Genomic DNA, 25,540 nt, shown 5'->3' with positions numbered 1-25,540 from the left:
AGCAGATGAGAGTTGATGGAAACGCCAGTGCAGAGTTTCATGCATTCCCTCAAAATACGCCCAACACCGCGCCAGCCAATGAGTCAACCGCCTCGCTAGCGAGTGCAGCCCTTGCTGAAGTAAGAGCCGAAGCTATGGAAGAAACCATGGAAGGGTTAAGCCTTGGGCTGAGTAGCATGATGAAGCGTTTGAACCTAGCCGCTAAAACGCAGGATCCGATGATGAATGGCATGGAAAAGCTTCTCCAGCAAATGGATGAGATGGCACGCCAGTCAATCAATCGAATCTCAGAGCAGCTTTCGCAAATGAAAGACGCTTCTCAGGTGTTTTCTGCGCTAGAAAAGTCAGGCTTAGACAAGGGAAAGATCGCCTTGGTTTTGACGTCTCTTCTTGGTTTTAAGGGTTTAGACCCAGCGATGAAGAAACAGCTCAAGAAACGCCTTGCTGAACTGCTCGCGGAAGAAGAAATCGAGCTAGAAATCTTAGCTGCCGCGCAAGGGATGAATGTTGATAAGAATGGTTTACGCGCCGTTCGCCAGCTCTATCAACATGCCAAACGAGGTGAAAAAGGCCTAGCGCATTGGTTTGAGCTATTAGAGCAGCATGAAGATAGACGACAGTATATTCGCATCCTTATTCGCTCCATGGCTGAACCGCTTGATGAAGGCCAAAGACGTGACGATATGACCAAAGTTGCGGCCACAATTGAAGACTTAAAACGGTTATTGCTGTTTCTTACATTTGAGGACCATTGCATCTCTCTGGCTAAGGCGATGGTGTTGGAGCCTCATTCTGTTATGTCCGCCACGATAGAGTTGCTTGAGCAGTCCTGGATATATCCAGACGCACTATCACTGATTATCAATCGGTTAGCGCTGGTTGATGAACGTAAAGTGGTGTTCCTGCGACGCTGGAAAGACTTAATGGCGGTAATGGCTGAAGCCTGTTATCGAGATCCAGAACAAAAAGAGCACGTTCAGGAAGCCATGCTCGAACTTCTAGACCAATGGAACGAATGATCAATCCGTTAAGGGGAGAACGACAATGAATCATGAACTACTGCTAAACCGCCTTGGTGAAAAATTAGGGCTGCCTTTGGTGTTTGACCAGTCAAGCCAATGCATGTTGCTGCTGGATGAGCATCTTATGGTATCGATGGCGCCAAATGATCAGGATTGGATGCTGAGATGCATGCTGACGACAGTAGAACCTGAAATTGAGGGTAAAACTTTTAAGCGAGCACTTCAGCTTAACCATACATTAAATGAGCTGGGCATTGGTCATATCTTCTATGAAGAGAGCACCCGTGCGCTTCTATATCAGGTTCGTATTCATTCTCCTCAAAACGGTGACGAGATTTTTGAACAACTCACTGAAGTGGTTAGTCAATATGAGCAACTACACACCGACTTTCATCAAAATAATTTGTCCAATGAACACGTTACATCACTAGGAGGCGTTTATTATGCCGATTGAACTGAACCAATTTACAACCAGTGTCGAAAATGGCCAGCTAACACTGGCTGATAGCGTTTCTGGCGACCCCGTTATCGTAACATCTCAGTTCAGCTTTGCAGAAAAGGTGATGCAATGGTTAACCCAGATTCCTTTACTAAGTGATCTAAATGCAGTTCAGGAGTTTGTCCAAAAGCAAACTGAGGGAAACCTTAAAACACTAGGTGTATTCCTGAGCGCGCTAGCGCATGAATATGGTGAAGAGTTTGCAGGCAAGGTAGCCAACAAGATGGACTTTAGCGGTCAGACACCGCTAACATCTCGTTTAATCAAACAGTTGACGCAGGATTCTGTGACTGTTGAAAAGAAAGACGCTAAGTCGGTTAACAGCGCAGATAGACAGATTGAAACTGATAATAAACCAGTGGATGCGTCAACTTCGCCTAAAACTATCCCGATGTCTAACTTAGAGCAAGCAGCACAGTCTATCACTGGTTATATCCGCCCAGCACCGTTGCCTTCGCCAAGCTCTCTCTCTTACATGAGTAGTTTCTTTTATAGTGAAACTGCATCGATGCAAAACCTTCAAAAAGAAGTCTCTGCCTATAATCAAGCAATTAAGGAAACCACTCTTGCTGATGAAGCAGATAAGCTCGCTCAGATTTTTCAGAAACCACTTGCTGTTGAAGTAGTAGCAACAAGTATTGAAACTTTCTCAGCGAAAGCACAAGAGCTAAAGGAGGCGTTAGCAACAGTAGAATCGGCTATTGAGCGGCTCCCTAAAGTACAACAAAATGACGTAATTCAGTTAAAGCGATCAGTGTTCAAAGAGAACGATAGGCTTGACGTAATCAAATCATTGGCGAGTAGTTACAGCCAAGCTTGGAACTTGGAATCTACGGGGTACCAAGCATTTGAGAAATTCTATGCAACTTGTTCACCTTCGTTGAAGTCTGCTCTTACCCCAGAGCTGACAAAACTAAGCTACGAACTCATTTCTAATTCGCCAAGCTTAGATAGTGAGGCTTTAGCCAACCGTCTGTCAGATAAACTTGTTCAATATGCCTCAGATATGTCGACCGTCAATCTTCGAGTATTGTCTGAAGTTTTGGCGGAGAAGGTGCCATCATTAGCCAATGACGTGCTAACGCCGTTTCCTAAAGAGGAACAAAAGGCACAACTTGGTGCGATCAATCTGATTAGACAAGCACTTAGCCAGAGCAGAGCTGAACTTAAGGAAGAACAAAAGGGCATCGAAGCTCGATTGGATATTCCTAGTAAAATTATCCAGCTTCGCCACGGTGCGGCTGTATTTGCCAAAGAGATGCAGCAGTTTATTGAGTCTGACTCGACGGTGGAAGACCAGTTTGCCGCTACTTTAGCAGCGTTGACAGGAAACGTCTGGTTAGTCGTAAAGGGTGATAGCTTAATGCCCGATGACTTGACCGATTACGATGACTTAGATCTGACGGAACAGGTTAGAAATGAGCTTCCTCATGTCGAAATCAGTGATAAAACACGTAAGCTAGCCGAAGATGTTATTCAAGCGCAGCATCGTCTTTCTTGGTTAGACAGAAAGAACAGCATCACTCATGAGCGAAACAATCGAGCTGGTGTTGATATCTATGCAGATATTCAAAGCAAGCAGTTGGGTGATAACATCACTCGAAACTTGCCTTTATACACCGATTATCTTGATGAGAAGATTAGTGCGGCAAAAGCCTATGTTGCCTCGTTAGAAGCACTAGCGAGCCTTGATATTAGTGACGGCGTCACCAATCAAATTACAGTAATGCATGAAGATGCCAAGCACCAGCTTACTCGTCTCACAAAACTTGAAGCGCAATGCAGGACTGTACAAATAGCGCAAGATACTAAAGTACTTCTTGGAAACAAGTTGACGCGTCTGGATACCATGTTAGATCAAACCATCGACGCCAATACGAAACGACTTAACCTGCAAGGGTTCTTGTCTTTCTTATCACCTTTGAGAGCTAATAACGATCAGGTACGCACTCTGGTATTAGAGCGTAAAGAGCTACAAGTCGAATTAGACAAGCAAGAAAAATACGTCGTTGATCTACATGGAAAGGGCTGGCGAAGTAAGCCTGAAGTCGAGTCAGTAAAAGAAGTAGCTCAATTGAAAAGTCTTGAGTTGAGTATGGCGTCCCTCGTGAAAGATATCGAGCTGCTGGATGACGAGTATGAGAAGTCCATGCTCGAGCTAACTCATTTTGACCGTCAAGTAACAAAGGAAAAAGGGTATCCTGGTGTAAGCGGGAACAGCCTAGAATCTTGGTCTGCGTGGGTAAAGCAGAATGTAGCAGGCAATTGGTCAGGGGACTATCGTCCTGATTTAAGTACTTTGATTCTGGAACGCCAAATGGCAAAGGTAGGCATTAATAGTTATACAGAGGCTTACCAGAAGCTTTATAACACATTGTCTTCGGGTGAACTTAGTTCTAATTATCAGGGTGTTATGAATACACTTGGACAACTGCATAACTGGGCAATGGTACATCCTGTAGAGTCACAAGCACTTGCTGGTAACTTGACACATGCCTATCAGATAATCAGTTCGAACAGTGGTTGGTTTGGCAATGATCTTGCTGCTATGGCATCAACGGTCTGGAAAACGGGCACAGTAGAAAATCAAGTTAAAGACATCCTGCAGGGACGTCGAGAGTTTCTGCCTAGCCACGAATCTATGTCAATGACAGCAGAAATGATTGCTTTACTTCATTTGGCACAGTGTGCGCCATACATGGCTGGTGCAGCGAAGGGAGCTGCAGGAAGTGGCCTTGTTGCAAATGGAGCTAGTCAACTTGTCTCAGCTTTAGTTCCGGGTTCCACACTCGTAAAACCGATGGCTAGCATGTTCGGAGGTTTGGTACAAACATGGTCAGAGCGCAAAATGGCCAACGTTGTTAACCGACATCGTTCCACTGAAGTTATGGTCAATGCTTTGATGGCAGGTATTCGTAAGCAAGGCAGCTTCAACGAGCGTGCACAAGCTGTTGCGTCCTATGCGATGCAACGTCAAGCACTTCAAGACGTCGGTACGCTTTCCAGAGATTGTTTCGAAACCAGCAAAGCGGGTGCAATGAGCCGGATGTGGCAGGACGCTAAAAATACCTGGCAAGAGATGAACTGGAAAGCGAAAGCTTTTTCCGTCGCGACCACAGCAGCAGTAACACTGAGCGGGGCTTCGATTGTAGCATTAATTGTCTTCGCTATTGTTGGAACAGGGGGACTTGCCATTGCCGCTATTGCGGGTGTTGGTACAACGCCAATTAGTGCTTATTTTTCCAGAACAGCAATGAACTTAATTGCTTCGACTAACTTCCTCGGAATGAATGATGCGCACAACCGAGCAAAAGAAAAAATGACTCAGCAGCGTGTCGATGAAGCGTTAAGGCGGCTTGCAAACAAAACCAAAGATGATCAGCGATTGGGAGACTTACTGGGTGATTCACTCAAAGATGCTGGTCAACTGATACAACTTAGTCATTTACCTGAGGACCAACGAGAAAAATCATTTCGTTATCAGATCTCGAGTATTGCTTCTGAACGTGAGCAACAGATGATTGAACAGAATGCACGCAATAAAGCCGAACTGATAGAAACAGCCAAATCATATGTACCTGAAGCACTGCTTAAGGATGAGAATGGCGCTATTGATTGGGGCAGTTGTTACCAGCAAGTTGAACAAGCGTTAGTCAAGCAGGCCGCTTAAAACTCATGTCGCCCCGGAACAATCCGGGGCTTATTTCAGGTGTAGACCTGATATCCCCATCACCATAATCCTCGCATCATAGAACCATAGGTAATTTATGGAACGATTATGGATCTGCAAATCACGAGAAACATTGAACAGCTTATTGCGTTGCTCAGGCTGCCAGTAGTTCAGGTTTCAGACATCATAGAGATTCACCAGAAGCCTTTTGGCTTAAGGCTGGAAGTGCAGGGCACTCGACTCATGCTGACTTCGTGGCTATTGGAGAGTAATAGTCATGATTTGGACAGTGCACTTAAGAGAAACCAGCCCGAACGATTCAATGGATTACCTCAACGTATTTTTCCGATTAAGAGCCAACTGTTTATTAGCGCACTATGCCCTGAACAGTTTGATGCACATCAGTGGTTTCGTTTGTGTCAGAAGCAACGTCAGTTTCTGTCACAATTAGGTGGAGGAGAGTAGCTATGTCAATCGCAACACGTTGGTTAGCGAAGGTAGCCGGAAGACAAGACATCATCCTCAGCGCAATGCTGGTGATCGCTGTATTTATGATGATTCTACCTTTGCCGACAACCTTGGTGGACGTACTAATCGCCGTCAATCTGGGGATGTCTATCATCCTGCTTATGATTGCAATCTATATTCGTGATCCGTTGGAGTTTTCAGCGTTTCCTTCCATGTTGCTAATCACCACCTTATACCGCCTCGCGCTTACCATAAGTACCAGTCGACTGATTTTGCTTCAACATGACGCCGGTGAAATCGTGTATACCTTTGGCGACTTCGTGGTCGGCGGGAATCTGGCCGTTGGTATTATCGTCTTTGCCATTATCACAATTGTTCAGTTCATCGTGATTACTAAAGGTTCAGAGCGTGTCGCAGAAGTCAGTGCACGATTCTCGCTTGATGGTATGCCCGGTAAACAGATGAGTATTGATGGAGATATGCGTGCTGGGATCATTGATGCGAAAGAGGCCAAACGTCAGCGATCAGTGGTTCAAAAAGAGAGCCAGCTTTACGGCGCAATGGATGGGGCGATGAAATTCGTAAAAGGTGATGCCATTGCGAGTGTTATCGTGATTTTAACGAACATCTTCGGTGGTATTGCTGTTGGGGTCCTTCAGCACAATATGTCGGCGTCAGAAGCGCTAAATACTTACGCTATTTTATCTGTTGGTGACGGGTTAATTGCTCAAATTCCATCACTGCTTATCTCAATAACTGCGGGTTTAATCGTGACTCGTGTTCCGGGTGAAACCAAAAACAACCTTGCCAATGAATTGGTTCAACAAGTTTCTCGTCAGCCTTCATCACTCCAGATGGCAGCAGCAGTGATGTTTGTGTTTGCGATCATTCCGGGCTTTCCTTGGTTCGTATTTGGTCCTCTAGGTTTAGCGGTGTTGGGGGCATCTTTTTGGTTAACTCGGAAAGAGAAAAGCAAAGAGGATCATCAGGGCTTTGTTGCCAATGAGAATGTTGAAGCCAGTGGTGAACAAGAAATGACGCCCGGAGCTGTGCCTCTTATGTTGGCGATTGGTGAAGACTTGATTGAAGAAAATCTAAATAAGTCGCTGCAAACGCTTAGATGGAAGATGTTTGAAAAACTGGGTTTACCTCTTCCTGAGATTCAGATGCAAGTGCTACGCAACGGGCGTCAAGGTGAGTTTGAACTGCTCTTATATCAAGAGCCGATCATCAAGTTGAATTTGGCGAAGCAGAACATCCTGACACTGAAAGGCATCGATGGGTTAGACAGTGAGCAGAATAAGCTGGCGTTTAATCAGCAAATCTTACATTGGCATCCAGTCGAGGCATTAGAAACCATTCGACTCTCAGGGCAGGAATACTATCAGGGTAACGATATTGCTATTCGCCTTGTCGAGATAGCGGCTCAGCATTACGCCAAAGAGTTTTTAGGCGTGCAGGAAGCACGTTATCTGATGGATTCCATGGAAATGCGTTATGCCGAACTGGTCAAAGAGCTTCAGCGTTTATTGCCTGTTAGCAAAGTGACTGAGATTCTTCAGCGCCTAGTTGAAGAGAACATCTCAATCCGAGACTTACGTACCATCTTCGAAACGCTTGTGGAGTGGGCGTCGAAAGAGAAGGACACCATTATGCTGACGGAGTACGTGCGTGTCGCCCTGCGCAGACATATCCGGCGCAAGTTTACTGTTGAAGAGGGCTGGATCCCGATGTTGCTGATTGGTGACAGTATCGAAAACCAAATCCGCGAATCTATTCGTCAGTCAGCGGTTGGGGCATATAGCGCGTTAGATCCGGAAGAAGAGCAGAAGATCATTACGTTGATCAAAGATAAATTGCCCAGCCACATGCCTTGTGTGCTGCTGACGTCATTGGACGTACGACGCTATTTGAGAAAGATCGTAGAGCCAACCATGCCAATGACGCAGGTGCTCTCTTTTCAGGAGATAGGCGACGATGCCAGCATCAAAGTGATCGCGCAAGTCGACACATTAGCGGAGGTGCCAAATGCAATTGCCGGATAAATCGAATTTAGCCGAAGCGCTCAATCAGCAACTGTTTCCTGATCTGCCTCTGGCACCGACATTTCGCCGATTTGGAAAAATTCTGGAAGTTACGTCGACGTTAATTCGTTCCACCTTACCCGGAGCAAGACAAGGCGAGCTGTGCATGATTGGTAACGATCTCAAAGCAGAAGTGGTGGCCATTAAAGGTGAAGAGGCGTGGCTATCACCTTTTCGCTCAACAACAGGGATCGGGACTGACATGAATGTAGAGCCCATGGGGCATGGTCACAGAGTGATGGTCGGTGAAGAATTACTCGGGCGTGTGGTAGACGGATTGGGTCACCCGATGGATGAGAGTAATTGGGTTGGTAAATGGCGAGAAAATCACGGCGAAGCTCCCGATCCATTAAAGCGTAAGTTGATCAGTAAAATCATGCCGACTGGGATCAGAGCTATCGATTCAACGCTCGCTTTAGGCGTGGGCCAACGTGTGGGTATTTTTGCCGCAGCTGGTGGCGGTAAAAGTACACTGCTTGGCATGCTAGCGGGTCACTGTGAAGCGGATGTTATCGTGTTGGCCTTAGTTGGAGAGCGGGGAAGAGAAGTCCGTGAGTTTATCGAATATTGCCTTCCACCAGCCGCGAAAGAAAAAACAGTATTGGTTGTTGCGACGTCTGATAAGCCACCTCTGGAACGGATGAAAGCAGCAGTAACAGCAACGACGATTGCAGAGTATTTTCGTGACCAAGGTAAGAATGTTCTGCTTATGGTTGATTCATTGACACGTTTTGCGCGAGCGGGGCGTGAAATTGGCCTTGCCGCAGGTGAACCACCAGTAGCTAACGGGTTTCCGCCAAGTGTGTTTGTTCAACTTGCTTCTTTACTTGAGCGAGCGGGACCAGCGCCTGTCGGGAGCATTACCGCTATCTACACCGTGCTGGTGGAAGGAGACAATATGAACGAGCCTGTTGCAGATGAAGTACGCTCAATTCTTGATGGTCACATTGTGTTATCACGCAAGCTAGCCGGCGCGGGGCATTATCCAGCGATTGATGTTAATGCAAGTGTAAGCCGCGTTATGGATCAGATTGTCACTGCCCAGCACAAAGATGACGCCAAGCACTTAAGGCATTTGCTCTCGCTCTATCAGGAAGTGCAGTTACTCATTCGAGTTGGCGAATACCAACCGGGTCAGGATCCTGCCACAGACGAGGCAGTGGCTAAGTTTGACTCAATTGAACGCTTTCTCTGTCAGAGGGCGAACGAACCTTCACCGTTCAAAGAGACACTTCAGCAGTTAAATCAATTAAACGGAGGGTAAGTGAATGGCACTATCCAGTCAGGAAATTGATCTTATCGAACAACTGCTTCATGTGCGTAAACGTAAAGAAGAGCGGCTACAAGCCCAATGGAATCAGCTCAACGAACAGCAAGATAAATGCAAGCATGAAAAACAACGCTCGTATCAAGAGTGGCTTATTTCACGGGAGGCGTTAACAAACCCTCTGCAAACTGAAGATGTTATGGATCGTAGTCAACTGAACCAACTCCTAGGAGAAAAGCGGAGTCAGTATATTGAAGAGCGTTCTAAAGCCGATTCAGTCGAGGACTGGCATAAACGAATCGAGCAGTTGGAACGTGAAAAGTCAGAACTATGGAGCCAGAAAACAAAGCTGATAAGAGGTCAGGAAAAGCTAAAAGAGGTACTGGATGAATAACAAAATTGAACATGTGAATAGTACTGCTTGGCGTGTTGAAGGCGTTGCTGGTCGTCATGAAGCCGATCCTGAGCTTAGACAGCGATTTACGACTCTTTTCCATACACAACAAGATGTAGAAGCACAAACCGATACACCAGATACCTCCGCGCGGGTGCCACCTTCGATTTTAAATGAATTATCCGCAGTGAATCATGTAACCAAATGGGGCAATGCAGAGCTACACAGAGGTGAAAATAGTCTTTCGTTTAAATTGCTCAACGGCCCGATGTCGGGTTTAGTGATCTTTGCTCAATGGGACGCGCAAGGCGTTGCGTTAACTCTGAAACCCAAGAACCAAAAACAGCAAGACGCACTGAATCGCATCATGCCGAAAATAAAAAGCCATCTCAATGAATCCGCGTTAAAAATGACAATAGAGGTAAACCGCTATGACTGATCTAATTGAAATGAGCAAGGTGATTGGCACTGGTTTAGAAAACCAGCAGTGTCAGATGTCGTTACAGAAAGTTTCGGGGGAAGGTCAGTTTTGGTCATATCGAAGTGATTCAAAGAGCGGCATATGGTGCAGTCACTCCGATTGGAATCAGGGTGTTACTGATATAACTGCTATCGAATCATTAAGCATGATCCCCGAAGATCTTTTTCCCACACTCGTCGCTGCCATGTTTTCCGCGGTGAGCATTCCGTTTGTCAGAGATATCAGTACGCAAGGCGCAGAATGTTGCTTGCTCGATGGAATCTATCCGGTCGTACAGTGTCAGGGTTATCAGTTTGTGTTGGTTGGGTTTAGCGCCGCATGGCTACAGCGCCTGACTACGCATTGGACGCGTTGTTCTGCGCAAAGCATTAAAGTTAGTGTGCCGTTGGTTGCAGGATACACAACGGACATTAATTCAATCTCACAGGGCAATGGAGTGTGGTTAAAAGAAAGCGTAGACCCTGATGAAGGAAAAGCGATCTTGTGGTGGGATAAACCGCTGGCAATCGTTCAGTTCGAGGGAGAGCAAACATGGTCTGTGGAGCAGGTATTCGCTCCATACTCATTTTCTGAAGCGGTCAGTTATGTTCAGGTTGCCTCACTCGAAGTTGATTTACCTACGTTGCTGCAATTGGTTGAGGGGCAAACTATCGAAGCACCACTGACGTGTGAAACCGCGTGTAAACTCGTGTCCGGCAACCATTGCATTACCTCAGGCGAACTCTTAGTCAGTCATGATGGGGTGGTTTTCTACGCGAACAATACGTATACAGAAGCCGCTTAAATCTAACGGAATTTTGGGGCTGAGCCGGTTGGTCTGACTTATCGGCTTTTTGCATAATAAGCCTCAACGCCAAAGAGTCACATCTGGTCAAACCACATTTCTCGTCTATTTTTCCTGTTTTGATATTGAACGTTTGAAAGCCATTTCATAGTTATTGCGACAGCATAGGTACTCCTTTAGTTACCCGTTTCAAGGCTCCGTATGTCAATCTAGAGGAGAGGTTCTTATGTCACTCAATATTAGCGGCACTTTTGACCGCACCATTAGCGATGCTCGCATTGAACATGTAAAGCAAGCAAATACAAAAGAAGAAGCTACCTACATGGGGCTTTGGGATAAAATCAAAGATTGGTTTTGTGGAACAGATAAAGCTCAAGCGCTTGCGCATCTATATGAAATCACACATGAAGTTGATGTTGAAACTTCTGAGTCAACCTCTAAGAAAATGGAAGCATTCTGCAAGCTGAATCAATTGGCGGGTAGTGGCTTTACTAATCGCTTTCAAGGAGAAGTTATCGATAACCATGATGGCACATACAGTTTTGAGTTTGAAATCACGGATGTGTTGGAAAAAACACGTGTGAATTATGGTGAAACATCGAAAGAAGCGGATTGTATCCTTGGGCGAGAGCTGACGAATCACTCACAATATTTGCTTGTGGATAACGTCAGTCGCAACGGGCTACAGGACGCATTGGATCGTGTATCATTTAACGATGAGAACGATACGTACCAAGGTGTTACGTCTTCCAAACAAAAACAACTAGCGACGGAACGCCTCAGCCCACAGGCAAAAAATCAGATGTCTAGAGACAGCCAACTTGCTCAAAATTGGGTAGCAGTGCAAATGAAATGTGTGGATCACTTCTCTGATCAACGTGCTCGTCTAGAGCAGTTAGAAGGGGCGGGGAATGGTACTCCAAGAGAATGGGTGCAACGAGGGTTAGCCTCACTCAATCAAATTCACGACTCCGTCAACAAGTACTTTGCAGGCCAACAAGAACCCGTTGAACCTATGTCACTAAGCCGAACATCAATAAAAGAGATAGGTTTGAAGTCAAAACCTTTACCACCAACTCAGGTAGAGAGGTTATTGCCAACACTGACTCTACCACCAAGAAATGACGAAGCGTGGAATATGGGACGCGATGAAGACGGAGAAAAACGCTACCGTGATATTGGGCTAATTGTTCATTTACTAGAATCGTTGAAGAATTATCAAAATACTCGCTGCGAATATCAGGCTGAGCCAAACTTTCAATACAAGGCTGAGAGCGGCGGCGTGCGATCAGATTTTCATCGTGCTGGAGACATAGCAAGAGAGCAATTTTTTAACGCTGCAGCCGCAGCAGGATACGACCTCAACAACCAAGAGATTTATCGACAAGTCGATCATATCGCTGGAATGTATCATTCACTGAATTATGAGTCGCTGTTGACTACAACTGGTACTTTACTGAGCTAACCAAAATAAGAAAACGGAAGGCGCTGCCTTCCGTTTTTAGTTTATTTCAAACAATTTTAAAAACTAGGTTTCACTTATTTCTAGTTATTAGCTTATCGCGAGTCAGACTCTGCTGTAATGTGTTCTAAGTCAATGAGATAGGGAGGAATGGTATAAGCAGAACCGTTAGGTATGTCCCCAATCAAACTTTTGTTCGCCAGCATACCAGATGGAAGTTCTCCGCTTTTGTTAGCAATATCAGGACGAAGCAGCTCAATCCCTTCAATAACATTAGGGTTCTGGGCGCTTGTTGCAATAATCCCGTTTAACATGCCTGACATCATCATCGCCTGTTCTGCTACCTGAACAACAGAATTACGGTAGCTTTGATCGGAAAGATCCTGCGGCTTACTAGGATGAACAACTTGTAAGTGCTCGTTGATTCTGTCTCTACTTACAGATGTAGTTGCTCCCATTAACGGAACGGTGCCTTTTTCATCATTGTGATAGTAACTTTGCTCGAAGTTCATGTTTCCTAAGCCAAAGTCCACATCAAAATGATGGCCGCCTTTTTCCTTTAAGTAAATCAAGCGGGAGATGTCCGAAAAATGCTTGATGCCGTCCCACTTATCACTACCACCTTTTTGTAAATGGTCACATGCTTTTCTAACCATATTATTCAGTTCAGATTTAGACAGTACACCCGGCTCCGGTTTTGGTAGCGGTTTCTTTCTTAAACGATCGAACGTGCTTTGTGTTGGGTCTGGCTTAAACATCGTATCAATATCACAAACCTCGTACCCGTTAGCACGCAGTATGGTCCTTTGCGTATCTCGTTTGTCGATTTCTTCCTCTATGATCGCGTCACGTTTCATGAGTTCAGCTTCTAATGAAGAAGAGTACCACATGCTGTGCTTAAACTGGCTCCCCTTAGATTTGTCTGCAGACTCGAGCAGGACATGCATCGCTTCCTGGCTCATCGCGCCACCGGACCAAAAACGATGAATGGTTTGTGGAATAGGTTTGCTCTTATTCGTACCAATCTCTACACCCGCTACTGTAGAAAGTATGTCTAGTATAGGTTGGCGTCGATGATCTCCTTGTGAAGTGAGATCTATTTTCGCCTCCATATCTCCAACGACATTAAAGTTGTTTTGACCTGCTTTCGGCTCGTAATTCTGTACATTTGCCTGCTCGTGTTTATGTTGCTGAAACTTCGCTTTATGATGAGCGCTGCGACCGATGATTGGATCGTTCTCTTTACTTTGACTCGCTTGTAGCGGTTTGCTCCCTATCACCTGAGGAATACTCTCAGTTATAGGTGAAGCACCTTGCGGAGGTTGAGAGGAAGACATACTCAAGTTGCTTGTGGTTACTCCTGTTACTTCACCGTATTGTGCGCCTGATGATTGACTGGTAGAAGCAGTAGAGGAGGTAGCAATACTATGATTAGCTTGAATTTCGGGCATAACTTATCCTCCCAATTGAAGTTCATGGTGAAGTAACGCTAACTTGCTAGTAAATCCTCGGAAAACAGTCTCTAAACCATTTTCCTCAACTAACGTTTGTGAACTGACCAAAGCTTTGAGCTCGTACCCGTCGTCACCTAAACCCAAAGTGACTTGACCACCTTCAACGCCTTCTAGCGGAGGGATAATTAGAGAGAGTACGGGAGCAGCGTAATCCATCAGTTTGGAGTTGGTCAGATCTGGTAATTGGCTCCAAAGCCACAGGCCGCTATTCATCCTCGATAACATGACATCAGGCAATCCCTGAATCTGAATCGCCAGTGTATTTTCGGCGTGCAAATCACGCAGAGTTTCTGGTGACAATCCTATATTCACCAAAAAGTGACTGATCAATGTATCCAGTTCCTGATTTAGAACAGGTTGTGAGTTCATCGAGTGAATTGGAGGAGGCATAGGGCTACTCTCGTGTTGAAATATGACCTATTCACGTTATAACGTGCCCAGCAAACTCAATATCTAAACTCATGTGACTCTTATGAAAGCTGGTCTGACCTAATCCATTAAAAACTCAGCATTACTGCAATTTCTTATGCGGTACTTACAACAAAAAAACGGAAGGCAATGCCTTCCGTTTTTGCTTCATTACAAACTTAAAGTTTGATTTGCTGTAGCGTTGGTTTCCATCTCGCGTGTGTCGCTTCATCTTCAGGCGTCACGCCAACGTTACGACCATCCAGAATGTTAAGCACATAACGCTTGTTGGTGCCATCGACGTAGCGACTGATCAGCTTGTCGTCTTCCCAGAACCATTTTTGAGCAAGGTTAGAGCTACATGACTCAACGGTTAGGTTCTTATCATCAGAAACCGTCAGACAACGATCTGGTGCAACACGGCTACGGTAGCGCTCATCGCTATCTAGACCCCAAGTCTGGTTCCAACTTCCGTGACAGCTCCAGCCATCCACTTGGCCACCCTCGGCTTCTTTGTCGCCATTTGTACCATAAACGTCTAGGCACAAGTCGTTGTTGCTTAACGACTGCAAGGTCACATGAGCTTCAGCTTCAAACAGTGGGTGACTCCAGTCTATACGAACTGTACGTGGAATTGACCATCCTGTCGTTGCCCAACCGCCAGGGCCATACACAGAGAACAGTGCTGATGGGATAACATCACCATAGCGTGCTTTAGCAATGAACTTCGCGCCAATCTCGAAATCCGTAGTTCCGGTCTGAGAGACAGGAGCTTCGTATATTACGTCATAGTTAGGCTTGAAGTTAGCGTAAGAGATTGGATTGAATTTCGATTTATCGAATACCCATCCGCTTCCCCAGTGTGCTGAAGTAAAGTAGCAGCCAAGCTCTTCACGGCGTAGCTCTTGACACTCATCAAACTCACGCTCAAACGCAATTTCAAAATCGCTTAAAGAAGAACGGTTGTTCACGCGGTAGTCTTTGGTATCAAATACCAGTGTTTTTTCATTCTTATAGCTGAATGAACCGCTCACTTCTGCACTGACTTTAGGGCCATCTTTGCCAACTTCCGCACCGGCTGAGCCGTTAATACCGATCGAATAGCCGTGGGTGTCACGGTGTTGGTAGTCTTTGTTTTCGTTATGAGGGAAATCGCTGACTTTCTTAGGTACGTAACCAGACACTGGTTTAACCCATAACTCATAGCTACTCGCAAATGGGCCAATGTACGTGCGACGATTCGCCCAGCTTTGGAACCAGCTGTGATCTTGTTGAAGATCATCAACGAGGTGGAAGCCTGTACCCGCTTTATCCGCCTCAACAGTAAAACGTACGATCTTAGCGTCTGGTGTGAAGCCTTGCGAAGTAGAAGACTGAACCGAGCGCATCTGTGATACGTTGACGCGAATATCAACCGATGCGCCTGCGTTACACCAATCTCGCTTCGTATCGAAATCTTTACTCGTATAAAGATTACACGTTAGCTTTGAGCTGGTGATGTAGTAGACCTTTTCAACAACAGGGACGTAGTCGTCCGCGAACGCATTGACAGAAGCAGCAAGCAAAGAAAGAGTGAAAATTGTAGAAGTTTTCATATTACTCACCTCCAAAGCCAAGACGGTCAAGGGCATGAACCAAAGACTGGTTAATACTATCTAACTCAGCCGCTGGGTTATTCACTGGGTCACCATTCTCATCGCGGACGTCTGCAACAATGGAGTTGATGATGTTATCGCCTTGATACATGCCAGTAACCACAACAGGTGCATCACTGCCAAGCCCAGTTAACGATTGGCTAAGGTCAATCTTGGCATCTTCACCTGAGACTTGTCTCAGGTCAATGACGACCGTATCACCTTTAACGACATGTGATTTTGCCAGCGCAATATCATCATCTGATGCAGTTCCTACATTGATGTAGAGTGCATCGGTTTTAGCCAAATTTCCGTTGTAAAACTGAGTTGATTGCTGATAGTGCTCAGTGATTGACTGTGAAACTTCACTTTCACTTCCAAGTATCTGAATATCAGCAAATGCATGTGCAGCAAACAAAGAAGAGAGTAGGGTAAGTGTCCCTAACACTTTAGTTTTGTTATTGTGCATACAAAAATCCTCGTAAAGAGTTATTACTTAATAACAATTCAAACGTCAGTTAACTTTCCATGATATTTTGTTGTCATCCTTGAACGAGAATAAATACCTCTTGGAACCAAGCTATATTCCAAATCAATCCCCGTGTTTTATTTAGTAACATGATAAATAGATTTCCGAAAAGAGATTTTTTAGATGGTTTTACTGAATTCTTATGACCATCAACCAACACATAATGTGATCTCCATTCAGTATGCAAGTGTTATGAACCCTCCTCGTGATTGCTCACAAATGATACAGATATTGTTCTGTTAATGATCTAAATGCGATTTTTATTATTTAGAAAAAGAACCTAAAAAAGTAGATTTAAAATTGAATTTATCACACCAGTTTATTTATAAATAATTGTTATAAAACAATTTTAAATCCATGCGCAAGTTTTAGATTCCGATTATCAAAACAATCAATAGATCTTAATCTAGTCATAAATATAATTTCATCACTTACACGTCTCAAAAGTGATAATATCAAATACAACAATAAAGTAATTACTCTAATTAAAATTCAAACACCAATTTGATTTTTAGTTAAAAATCAAAACATAGATCACAAACGTTTCTTATAGGAAACTTTAAATATTTTTCTTTTTTATCATCTGCTCTAATAAGCCAGATGGATTTTTAAGGATGATTATTTAAATACGGCGTTCAGTTAAAACCAATACTTTAAAATCAACTAAATTAACAGGTTCTAATTTAGTAATTTTATTTAATATAAATATTAGCAAGAACAAGGGTTGAATAAACTCAGGTCAATACCTGATATTGAGGAGCACCTAGAACGAGGAGATAAGAGAGGTGAAACTTGGCTGGACGAAGCCCAACCAAGTAGATAGGCGTTAAGGTCTATTCGTTAGGCAACTCATCGCAATAGAAAGGGCCACTAAACTCTAGTAATGCTTGAGGCATGTGTATCGACTCCTCCAATTGCCCAAAGTCATACAGAGAGAATTTTACATCCGCTTTCATAGACTTCATGTACTTTTGTTCACCACCAAAAATGATAACGGAAGGAAATTCAAGAGGATAGAAATCATCTAAATCAGATTTCGCTTCCATAACCATTTTGTATCTGAGTTTGTTCATTTCAACTTTTAGGTAACCAGCACAAGAATCATATTCACGTTTGACTGATAGATTTCCAATGGCGGGGTAGAAAATAAGGTCGTAGTTGTCTGAAATGTAGCGTCCAGCCCATAGCTCTATGTTGGAATTACTAATTTTAGCGCCTGTGAACATGTAGTAGAGATCATCGGAGAGCCCCATGCTATAAACCATGCCTGCACTCGACTCTTTGTCATACCAGCCTTTATCAACCTGAGCATAACCGCTTCCATACAAAGACACGTCACCATCAGAGAAGCTGTATTGAATTGGTGTTCCTACAGTGTAAAGAAACCATTTTCCTCCGACACCGGGCAATTCTGGAATGATACCAAACGGGGTCTGCCCGGGATTTAATCCTCGCCAATAATGAGCATGCTCGCCATCCCAACGCATTGAGAAATGGAAATCATTGTAGGTCACTTCAACCGAGTCTTGATTAGCGACGACTATCCCCGGGATTTCATAGTGAAAAAGCGTCGCATCATCAAAACCTTTCATAATGAGCTCGTCACGGAAGATATCATACTTAATGGTTTTTCCATTGAGTGGGGTAAAAGCAAGGTGAACATATGCCTTGGGCGTTGGCTCATCAAAATCAGGCGCTATATAGCTCTGGAGGCTGATTTTGAAATAACCCACATCCGGTACCGCTACATTATAGAACCACTGTTCTGCCCAAGTTTTATCTGAGCTTGGTACATGTGGCCGAATATCATCTAAGGTAGTCGCAGACACAGTTAGACTCAGCAGAGAAAACGAAGCTGTGACGGCAAGCAAAATCGATTTGAGATTCATCGTCTGGTGTTCCTTTAAATCAATAGAGGATGAGTAAAGGGAAATAAGTATTGATGCTGAATCGGCCACAAGGAGTTCTCCCCGTGGCCAATTCACAATAGCTAGCGACAAATACGAGCGTCGGTGAAATACAGCCCAGCCTGACATTGTGTTCCAGACTGACAGTGATCATCTGTCTGACAGTAGCATTCCCCACGGACGTTACATCCCGGCGTTAAATAGTCATCCATAGGGATATCACCACTAACGCGTTCCCAGAAAGGATTAGTAAACACGTTGTAAGGATCGAGCTCTGCTTTCGCCTGCAAGAATTCTTGCCACATCGGGAATCGAGAAGGCATGTCCTCGAAGATCGCAACAGAGTTCTTGCCCCAGTGAGGTCGCGCATCATACTTACGCAGCGACATCTGTTCTATCTCCAGATTCACAAAGTAATTCTTCGGTTCCTTTTTACCTTCTTGGCGTAATGTGTACTCGATACCCACAAATGCGGTTTCGCGACCGGCACTCATACCAATATAGCTGTCTGACGCTTGACCAAATCGGAAGTAAATACCATTAAGCGGGAAGCAGGTTCTTGGGTGAGCCGCGACAATCTCTCGTACGTCACGAATCCAGTCAGGCAAACGCTCAATATCAATGGCCACTTCCTGAAGTGCGATAGGAAGCCTGTCCCAAATACATTTGTTGGGATCTTTACATTTGAAGTACTGCATTTGATCAGAGTAACCAATAGGTTCACTCACTTTTTTGCCCGTATTACTATCGCGGAAGTAAGACTTTGCTCTGGCGTTATAACGCGCAACGGCGGCTAGACATTGCAATCCAGTACCCGGAAATTCGTGAGCGGCATTAAACAGCAAGCCGAAGAAGAACTCTTCTGCATCAGACACATCCGCCTGAGCATTATACGCTTCACCTTGCGTCTCCAATGGAACCGGGTTATACAAGGTGGTGGTATAGCGGCCAAGACCCGGGAACCAAGCGATATTGGCTGAGTAGTTGCTGCGAGCGATGTCCAGAACAACATCTTCCAATCCGGAATCGTCACGATACCCTGTCACTTCTGCTTTGACTTTGAACGCTTCCTCGATAGCCAGCGTGACTTCAACGACGACACCCAGCACGCCCAAGTTGACGCGAGCAGCGTTGAGTAAATCGCCGTTTAATACACGAACGTCTCCCTGACCATCAACGACTTTAAGCTCTGTCACATAGTCCGCAAGCATATTGCTAGGTTTTTCCAATGTTGAGCCGTGTGTACCACTGCCAAGCATGCCGCCGACTGTGAAGATGGCTAACTCAGTGACCATGTTGATCGCGTAACCTTGTTCACGAAGAAAATCGTTTAAGTCATTAAACCTCATACCCGCTTCAACCGTCACACGTTTGTTCGCGGCGTCGAAATGGACGATCTTATCCATGTTCTTGAGCGTGAGTTGAACTTGATCATCACCCGCGCAGGCGGCATCGATCTGGCTGGCAAACTTACGATTACCCGTCATCACTTTCTTGTCGCGTATCAGTGCATCTTTAACGATGGCCTGAACGCCTTCAATGGATTGTGGGTCATAAACCGCTTCAGGATGACAGGTATAGGTCCCTTGATAGTTGGAGATTTCGCGTTCGGGCTCGCTCGTTTGAAGCGCAAAGGCTGTTCCTAATGCAGCCGATATTAAAGTAGCGCCGAGCGCGAGAGTTCTTATTCTCATTAAATATTCCTTATTTAAAAGCATCGTGACATTGAGCTTCATCAGCTCGAAATTGAAATTTACTATCAGCCAAATCGTGGCAATATTTGTTGTTCGATAACGTCCCGAACGGCACGTCGATGTTGAGAAACCCGACTGCGGAAGAACTCGCCAACATTGGCTTGGTATCCATCAAGCGGTCTTGGCCCTATCTCTGGAACCCAAAGCGCATGATTCGTTGTCGCAAAATTGAGTTGAGAATGACCTAAAATGGCAAGCGGGCCTTGAGAGAGGTTTTTCGCATCAAAAATCCAGATTTCTTTACCGTTGCCAATGGTGTTGGTTGGCTCCTTACGAACTACTGCAGTAAAGACGTAGCCGTCATCTTGAGCGTAGCTACCGGGTCTCGACATAAACTGAGGCGTTCGCATTACACAGTCAGCAGGAAATTGATAAGCATCGGTGACTGCCATCTTTTGGCAGTCCATATGGACGAGCGCGGAAGGTTGGTCTTCTTGAGGTAACGAGTCATTGGTAAACAGGCGGTTAGGGTATTGCTCGTATGCATCCGCGACACGCTCAACAACATGGTCTTTTCGGTAACCCACAGCAGCCCAATAGATATGGTCAAACTGCTCAGGGAATTGGAAATGACCTCGGTAAGCAGGATCATTCATATCCCAGAAAAGCTGGTCATCACGAATTAAACGAAAATCACCCGTAATTTCACGCACGGAATCAGGTTGAACCTGAATGCGCGCGCGAACTAGGCCCCCGACATCCACCGGTGCGGCAGGATAACCTGCGAGCGAATCACTGACTCTTCCGCCGAAGAGCAATCTATCTCGAGTATATTGAGGCTCAGATTTATCCATCGCGCCCAGATACTGCCCATAGAGCGTAATTTCGTTTTCATGGTCATCGTAATTGCACATGACATCCGAGGTATCAAAGTTAAGCTCAATGTAATCGGCGGTGACAATGTCACGATTTGAGAGCAGGTCTTTCTTGCGGATAACCCATACAGGCGTGCGATGTTGCTGAGCGTAGACTGAACGGATACCAATCATTCTTAGCGGCTCAACTTGTGCCGCTGTTTCAAATATCAGGACATGATGGCGGGTGACACCCAGTGAATGCGCAGTTGCAGCGATAAATGCTGGTCGGCCATCTCGTCCGACGATATCCCAACCTTGAAGGGCGCTTTTCTTATCCCACTTCATGAGCCGGATAAAGCCATTCTTGGTCCCCGTATTTGAAACGTTACCGCCATAGTTGATGGTAAAACACTCGTCTGATTCGAGGTCAAAGTATGGGTGCCCAGTGGTCCGAACCTGCGGGAATAGCCATTTGTCTGGCGTCAGTGCGTCCATCCATGGTGGTAAACTGCTACGCCATTCATCGTAATGACCGATGGGCGTAATAAGATCTAATGTTGTCGCATCAAATTCATAAGGGACGCCGCCTTCGTAACTCAAAGCGAAACGGTTATCACCGAGATAGTTGGGCGCGGTATTACAGTAGTTCACAAAACCCATAGAAGGGCTGTAATACGCCATACCACCAAGCAATTTGAATCTATCAGGCCAATAGTGGATGTGCTGTTGCATGATCGCAGAAGGAGTGTCGATCATTTTGCGCATAAACGACACTTGCCCAAGAGAGAAATCCAAGCGGGTCAGCGCACCACGACCACTCGGGCTAAGGTGATCCCGTTCGAGTGGAATGCCTTCAGCAAAGAACACATGGCCCATAATGTCATTGGGTAATTGCCCGTAAAGCAAGTTTAGGTTGCCCGAAGAGGGCGTGAAGTCGGCTTGCATTATCGACTCTGGGAAAAGTGAGTGATTCACAGTCGGTGAAGCGAATAGCTGCCCAGGCACGAGAGTAACTCCCGCTAATCCCTTTAAAAAAGTACGTCTTTCCATAGCTCTCATTAATAAGTAATTAGATGCATATATTGGAAAGTAGATGAGATTTATAAAGTGTATTGAGGAATGTTAAAAATTATGAATTGTGGCAGAGAAGTGGTGCAATGACTCTAGTCGATTACACAGTGAAGCATCAATAACATACTGAAAATCTGTTACTTTTATCATTACTCAATTTTTCAAATTACATAGTGACAGTGCCACTATGTCGTTCTGATTGCTGTCTTTGCATAAGCATTGTCTATTGCTACTCGCTATTCACATTATCCTTGCCTATCTTTATTGAGTATTAAAACAGTATGAGCATTCAGCTGTGACTGGCTGTACTCGTGCTGAATAAAGAGTGCGTGTACCCCAAAGTCCTTGAAGAGAGAAGGATGTCATACACAAGGCACTCTTAACTTAGATGTAAGGTACCTAACGTATGCATGTGAAGAACCTTTCGATTGGCAAAAAAATTGCCCTAGCGTTTGTCGTTATCGCCGTAATGAATTTGGGCTTCGGCTTTTTAATGCTGAGTGAACTAAGGAACATTAAAGCCGAACTCCTCAACTATACCGACGATACACTGCCTGCTGTCGAGAAAGTCGACTCTATTCGAGACCAGATGTCGTTATGGCGAAGAGCTCAGTTTGCCGCCTTTGCGATGAGTGATCCTGCAAAAGTTCAATCCACCATTTCAAGTAACGAGAACATTCGTCAGGAAATTAATAAAGGGCTCAGCGCCTACGGAAAGACCGTTTGGCCTGGTGAAGAAGAACAAACCTTCAAGCGACTAGATAAGAAGTGGCAAGGTTATCTGGCGACGATGGACTCATTCAATCAAGCCATGTCCAACATGGACAAAGAAACCGCTTACCCCATATTGGCTAACTCACTCGGTGAGTTTGAGAGCATCGAGGCTGACATTAATATATTGGTCGATATTCTCAAAGGTGCAATGAACAGTAATCGGGAAGCGATTTTATCATCAGTCGATGGCTTAAGCCGTTCAGCAATGATCATCAATGTTTTGATCGTCGCAGTCATGGTGATTATGACGATGTTTCTGACCCGACTTATATGCGGTCCTTTAGTTGTCGTTGTTAAGCAAGCCAATGCAATCGCCGAGGGGGATCTGTCTAGAACACTGGATCGCTCAGCGATCGGTAACGATGAATTAGGTGAGCTGGCTGATGCTTCGACCCGAATGCAAAGCAACCTCAGAGACTTGATCAACCAGAGCGTCACAGTGGTTCGCGAGCTCGGGCGCGCAGTCGATGACATGACTCATACATCGAACAAATCAGCGCGTGAAATGCAAGATCAGCAATCACAGGTCACCCATGTTGCGACGGCGATGGGGGAAATGAAATCCTCTGTGGCAAATGTAGCTCAAACCACAGAAGTCTCTGCTGAAAAAGCCAATGACGCGAATGGCAAAGTTCAAGAAGGGGCACGTAATACCAAAGCAATGGTTGGTTCTATTCAAAATGTCGCACAGATCATGGGGGAAGCGGGTGAGAGTGTTGCCGAGCTTGAACAACAATCGAACCAGGTTAATACCATTGTCGATGTGATCCGAGACATTGCCGATCAAACCAACCTGCTCGCACTAAACGCCGCTATTGAGGCAGCACGAGCGGGTGAATCTGGACGAGGTTTTGCTGTTGTAGCAGACGAAGTTCGTACACTCGCCGGGCGTACACAGGCTTCCACAAGTGAAATCACCGCAATCATCGAGAAACTTCAGGCTATTGCCAGCCAGGCAAAAGAAACAACCGATCGTTCGCGTCAGCAAATCGAAACGTGCGTCGAGCAAGGTAATCAGTCTCAAGAACTTATGACCGCGATTCGTGGCTTCATCTCAGAAATAGCTGACATGGGAACGCAAATAGCCAGCGCGTGTAATCAGCAGGATAGTGTGGCTGAAGAGCTCAGTTCAAATATTGAGAGTATTAACATGTCTGCTCAATCTGTTTCTGCTGGCTCTGAAAGCACCGCACAGGGTTGTCAGGAGCTCAGCCGCCTGTCCGCCTCGCTCCAGCAAGCGATGGGTAAATTCAAATTGGATTAGTGAGTCAGACGAATACGGTCTGGAATAAGGAGGTTTTATGGTTTTCCGCGCAACACTGGTTTCACTTGCAGTCGCGTCTGCACTATTTCCAATGGGCTCCATCGCTGCACCTATAGCGTTGCCTGACACGCCGCCAGCAATGAATCAAGTACAGCAATCGAACGCATGGCTTGAGATTAGCCTAGGTCAATTCAAACAAAACATGGCACAGTTTCGCTCCCATCTCAGCAGTCAAACAAAGCTTTGTGTGGTGATGAAGGCCGATGCCTATGGTAATGGAATACGCGGCTTAATGCCGACCATTCTTGAGCTCAATGTCCCTTGCATCGCAATCGCAAGTAATGCTGAGGCGAGGACTGTCCGAGATAGTGGGTTTGAAGGCCAGTTAGTTCGTGTTCGATCTGCCGATATTCAGGAAATTGAACAAGCCATGGATCTTGATATTGAAGAGCTTATCGGCAGCTTGGAGCAGGCGAATCAGATCAAATCTCTAAGCACAGACAAAACAATCAAAGTCCATTTAGCGTTGAATGATGGCGGTATGTCTCGAAATGGGATTGATATGAGTACCGAAAAAGGTAAGCAAGAAGCACTTGATATTGCGAAGCACCAAGGCATCGATATCGTGGGCATCATGACGCATTTCCCAAATTATGATGCTGACGAAGTGAGAAGCAAACTCGCCGATTTTAATCAAAGCTCAGCATGGCTGCTCGAAAACGCTAACTTGAATAGGGATGATGTTTTACTACATGTATCAAACTCCTATACAGCATTGAATGTTCCTGAAGCACAACTGGATATGGTGAGACCAGGCGGGGTGCTGTATGGCGACCTACCAACTAACCCGGAATATCCTTCAATCGTCAGCTTCAAAACTCGAGTCGCGTCTTTACACAATGTTCCTGCCAATTCTACCGTCGGCTATGACAGTAGCTACGTGACCAAACGTGACAGTGTATTGGCCAATTTACCCGTAGGGTACTCTGATGGTTACCCGAGAAAAATGGGTAACCGAGCCCATGTAATAGTGAATGGGCAACGTGCTCCGGTTGTAGGGAAAACATCGATGAACACGACGATGGTAGATGTTACTGATGTTAAAGGTGTAATTACGGGACAAGAAGTCACACTGTTTGGCCAACAAGCGAATGCACAAATCAGTGTCGGAGAAATGGAAGAACATGCTGAATTGATATTCCCAGAGCTTTATACCGTTTGGGGAACGGCCAATCCAAGGCTTTACATACCGTAACCAAGATCACATAAAGCGGTTCAAAGCCAGCGTTAGTGAGCCATTTAGATAAACTTCAAATTGGCTATAAACGCTGGCTATATATAGGGTTGGCGACATCATTACTTCTTTTTAGACTTTTTCATTTTATATTCAATCATTTTGATATGAGAATAATGCTTCTTTAAACCTATTGTCAGGGAGACAAATATGGAAAATGAAGCAGCTGCAATTATTGCTAAAAGCTCACCTCAACAAATCGCGACTGGCGAGTTAGTTGTCCTCAAAAACACCATCAAGAAATTCTGTAAAGGCCCTATGCGTTCTGAGCTCATGAAGTTGGCTAACTCAGAACTCGGGGGAATCTGTTCTAAGATCACTGCGGAGCGCATGCCGGTTTATCAAGCGAAGATCACCCACCTTAAAGAACTTGCCAAGTGCAACAATCAGTTAAGACTAAGAGACGAACTACGAGAAATCAGAAGTACAGGCATTTAGCTCAGTTTAATTAAGCAAGGCCGTT

At 45.2% G+C, this 25,540-nt stretch carries 20 protein-coding genes; 13 read left to right on the top strand and 7 right to left on the bottom strand.

The features are described from left to right. Window positions 1-5: 5 nt before the first annotated feature. The 10 genes from FIU99_RS08125 (at window position 6) to FIU99_RS08080 (ending at window position 12,134) form a co-directional block, all read left to right on the top strand. Complete coding sequence (locus tag FIU99_RS08125; RefSeq protein ID WP_039952397.1) at window positions 6-1,019, top strand: HrpJ domain-containing protein; 1,014 nt, start codon at window positions 6-8, stop codon at window positions 1,017-1,019. A 25-nt stretch (window positions 1,020-1,044) separates the two neighbouring features. Next, the gene (sicP, locus tag FIU99_RS08120; RefSeq protein WP_006962216.1) at window positions 1,045-1,476 is read left to right on the top strand and encodes a chaperone SicP; all 432 of its coding nucleotides are present in this window, start codon (window positions 1,045-1,047) and stop codon (window positions 1,474-1,476) included. Beyond that, window positions 1,466-5,191, top strand: coding sequence for a type III secretion system effector BopA family protein (locus FIU99_RS08115; RefSeq protein WP_006962214.1), 3,726 nt, complete (start codon window positions 1,466-1,468; stop codon window positions 5,189-5,191). Before sicP ends, FIU99_RS08115 begins: the two co-directional genes overlap by 11 nt. Before the next feature lie 108 nt (window positions 5,192-5,299). After that, window positions 5,300-5,656: a hypothetical protein gene (locus FIU99_RS08110; protein WP_006962213.1), complete on the top strand. Its 357-nt coding sequence runs from the start codon at window positions 5,300-5,302 to the stop codon at window positions 5,654-5,656. A 2-nt stretch (window positions 5,657-5,658) separates the two neighbouring features. Then, complete coding sequence (locus FIU99_RS08105; protein WP_006962212.1) at window positions 5,659-7,704, top strand: EscV/YscV/HrcV family type III secretion system export apparatus protein; 2,046 nt, start codon at window positions 5,659-5,661, stop codon at window positions 7,702-7,704. Continuing rightward, window positions 7,688-9,007 (top strand): EscN/YscN/HrcN family type III secretion system ATPase, encoded by a 1,320-nt coding sequence (locus FIU99_RS08100; RefSeq protein WP_006962211.1) that lies wholly within the window; start codon window positions 7,688-7,690, stop codon window positions 9,005-9,007. Before FIU99_RS08105 ends, FIU99_RS08100 begins: the two co-directional genes overlap by 17 nt. A gap of 4 nt (window positions 9,008-9,011) precedes the next feature. Continuing rightward, window positions 9,012-9,404, top strand: coding sequence for a hypothetical protein (locus tag FIU99_RS08095; RefSeq protein ID WP_006962210.1), 393 nt, complete (start codon window positions 9,012-9,014; stop codon window positions 9,402-9,404). Beyond that, entirely contained in the window at window positions 9,397-9,843 is a 447-nt protein-coding gene (locus FIU99_RS08090) for a hypothetical protein (protein WP_006962209.1), read from the top strand. The genes FIU99_RS08095 and FIU99_RS08090 overlap by 8 nt, the downstream gene beginning before the upstream one ends. Beyond that, complete coding sequence (locus FIU99_RS08085) at window positions 9,836-10,669, top strand: hypothetical protein (RefSeq protein ID WP_006962208.1); 834 nt, start codon at window positions 9,836-9,838, stop codon at window positions 10,667-10,669. The genes FIU99_RS08090 and FIU99_RS08085 overlap by 8 nt, the downstream gene beginning before the upstream one ends. A gap of 226 nt (window positions 10,670-10,895) precedes the next feature. Further along, window positions 10,896-12,134, top strand: coding sequence for a hypothetical protein (locus FIU99_RS08080; RefSeq protein WP_006962207.1), 1,239 nt, complete (start codon window positions 10,896-10,898; stop codon window positions 12,132-12,134). A gap of 92 nt (window positions 12,135-12,226) precedes the next feature. Here the strand turns inward: FIU99_RS08080 and FIU99_RS08075 are convergent, their stop codons facing one another. From FIU99_RS08075 to FIU99_RS08045, 7 genes are all read right to left on the bottom strand, one after another. After that, entirely contained in the window at window positions 12,227-13,582 is a 1,356-nt protein-coding gene (locus FIU99_RS08075; protein WP_006962206.1) for a hypothetical protein, read from the bottom strand. A gap of 3 nt (window positions 13,583-13,585) precedes the next feature. After that, window positions 13,586-14,035 (bottom strand): hypothetical protein, encoded by a 450-nt coding sequence (locus tag FIU99_RS08070; protein WP_152472172.1) that lies wholly within the window; start codon window positions 14,033-14,035, stop codon window positions 13,586-13,588. 197 nt (window positions 14,036-14,232) lie between these two features. Continuing rightward, window positions 14,233-15,648 carry a leukocidin family pore-forming toxin gene (locus FIU99_RS08065; protein WP_006962204.1) on the bottom strand — a complete coding sequence of 472 codons (1,416 nt, stop codon included), beginning with the start codon at window positions 15,646-15,648 and terminating at the stop codon, window positions 14,233-14,235. 1 nt (window position 15,649) lies between these two features. After that, window positions 15,650-16,156 carry a hypothetical protein gene (locus tag FIU99_RS08060; RefSeq protein ID WP_006962203.1) on the bottom strand — a complete coding sequence of 169 codons (507 nt, stop codon included), beginning with the start codon at window positions 16,154-16,156 and terminating at the stop codon, window positions 15,650-15,652. 893 nt (window positions 16,157-17,049) lie between these two features. Beyond that, a complete protein-coding gene (locus FIU99_RS08055; protein WP_152472171.1) occupies window positions 17,050-18,105 on the bottom strand; it encodes a hypothetical protein in 1,056 nt (351 codons plus the stop codon). A gap of 101 nt (window positions 18,106-18,206) precedes the next feature. Beyond that, a complete protein-coding gene (locus FIU99_RS08050) occupies window positions 18,207-19,817 on the bottom strand; it encodes a D-arabinono-1,4-lactone oxidase (RefSeq protein WP_152472170.1) in 1,611 nt (536 codons plus the stop codon). A 65-nt stretch (window positions 19,818-19,882) separates the two neighbouring features. Beyond that, window positions 19,883-21,724 carry a carotenoid oxygenase family protein gene (locus tag FIU99_RS08045; RefSeq protein ID WP_152472169.1) on the bottom strand — a complete coding sequence of 614 codons (1,842 nt, stop codon included), beginning with the start codon at window positions 21,722-21,724 and terminating at the stop codon, window positions 19,883-19,885. Window positions 21,725-22,151: 427 nt separating this feature from the next. Between FIU99_RS08045 and FIU99_RS08040 the strand changes: the two genes are divergently transcribed. The 3 genes from FIU99_RS08040 to FIU99_RS08030 all read left to right on the top strand — a co-directional run bounded on the left by FIU99_RS08040 (window position 22,152) and on the right by FIU99_RS08030 (window position 25,515). Continuing rightward, a complete protein-coding gene (locus tag FIU99_RS08040; protein WP_006962199.1) occupies window positions 22,152-23,783 on the top strand; it encodes a methyl-accepting chemotaxis protein in 1,632 nt (543 codons plus the stop codon). 37 nt (window positions 23,784-23,820) lie between these two features. Further along, window positions 23,821-25,038, top strand: a complete 1,218-nt coding sequence (alr, locus tag FIU99_RS08035) for an alanine racemase (protein WP_019277109.1) — start codon at window positions 23,821-23,823, stop codon at window positions 25,036-25,038. Window positions 25,039-25,227: 189 nt separating this feature from the next. Continuing rightward, window positions 25,228-25,515 carry a hypothetical protein gene (locus FIU99_RS08030; RefSeq protein ID WP_099609291.1) on the top strand — a complete coding sequence of 96 codons (288 nt, stop codon included), beginning with the start codon at window positions 25,228-25,230 and terminating at the stop codon, window positions 25,513-25,515. Window positions 25,516-25,540 lie beyond the last annotated feature (25 nt).

Origin of the sequence: Vibrio sp. THAF64 (assembly GCF_009363455.1) — a bacterium.
GTDB lineage: Bacteria > Pseudomonadota > Gammaproteobacteria > Enterobacterales > Vibrionaceae > Vibrio > Vibrio coralliilyticus.
The sequence above is the reverse complement of the archived record's forward strand: the minus strand, read 5'-3'. Positions and strand labels throughout refer to the sequence as shown.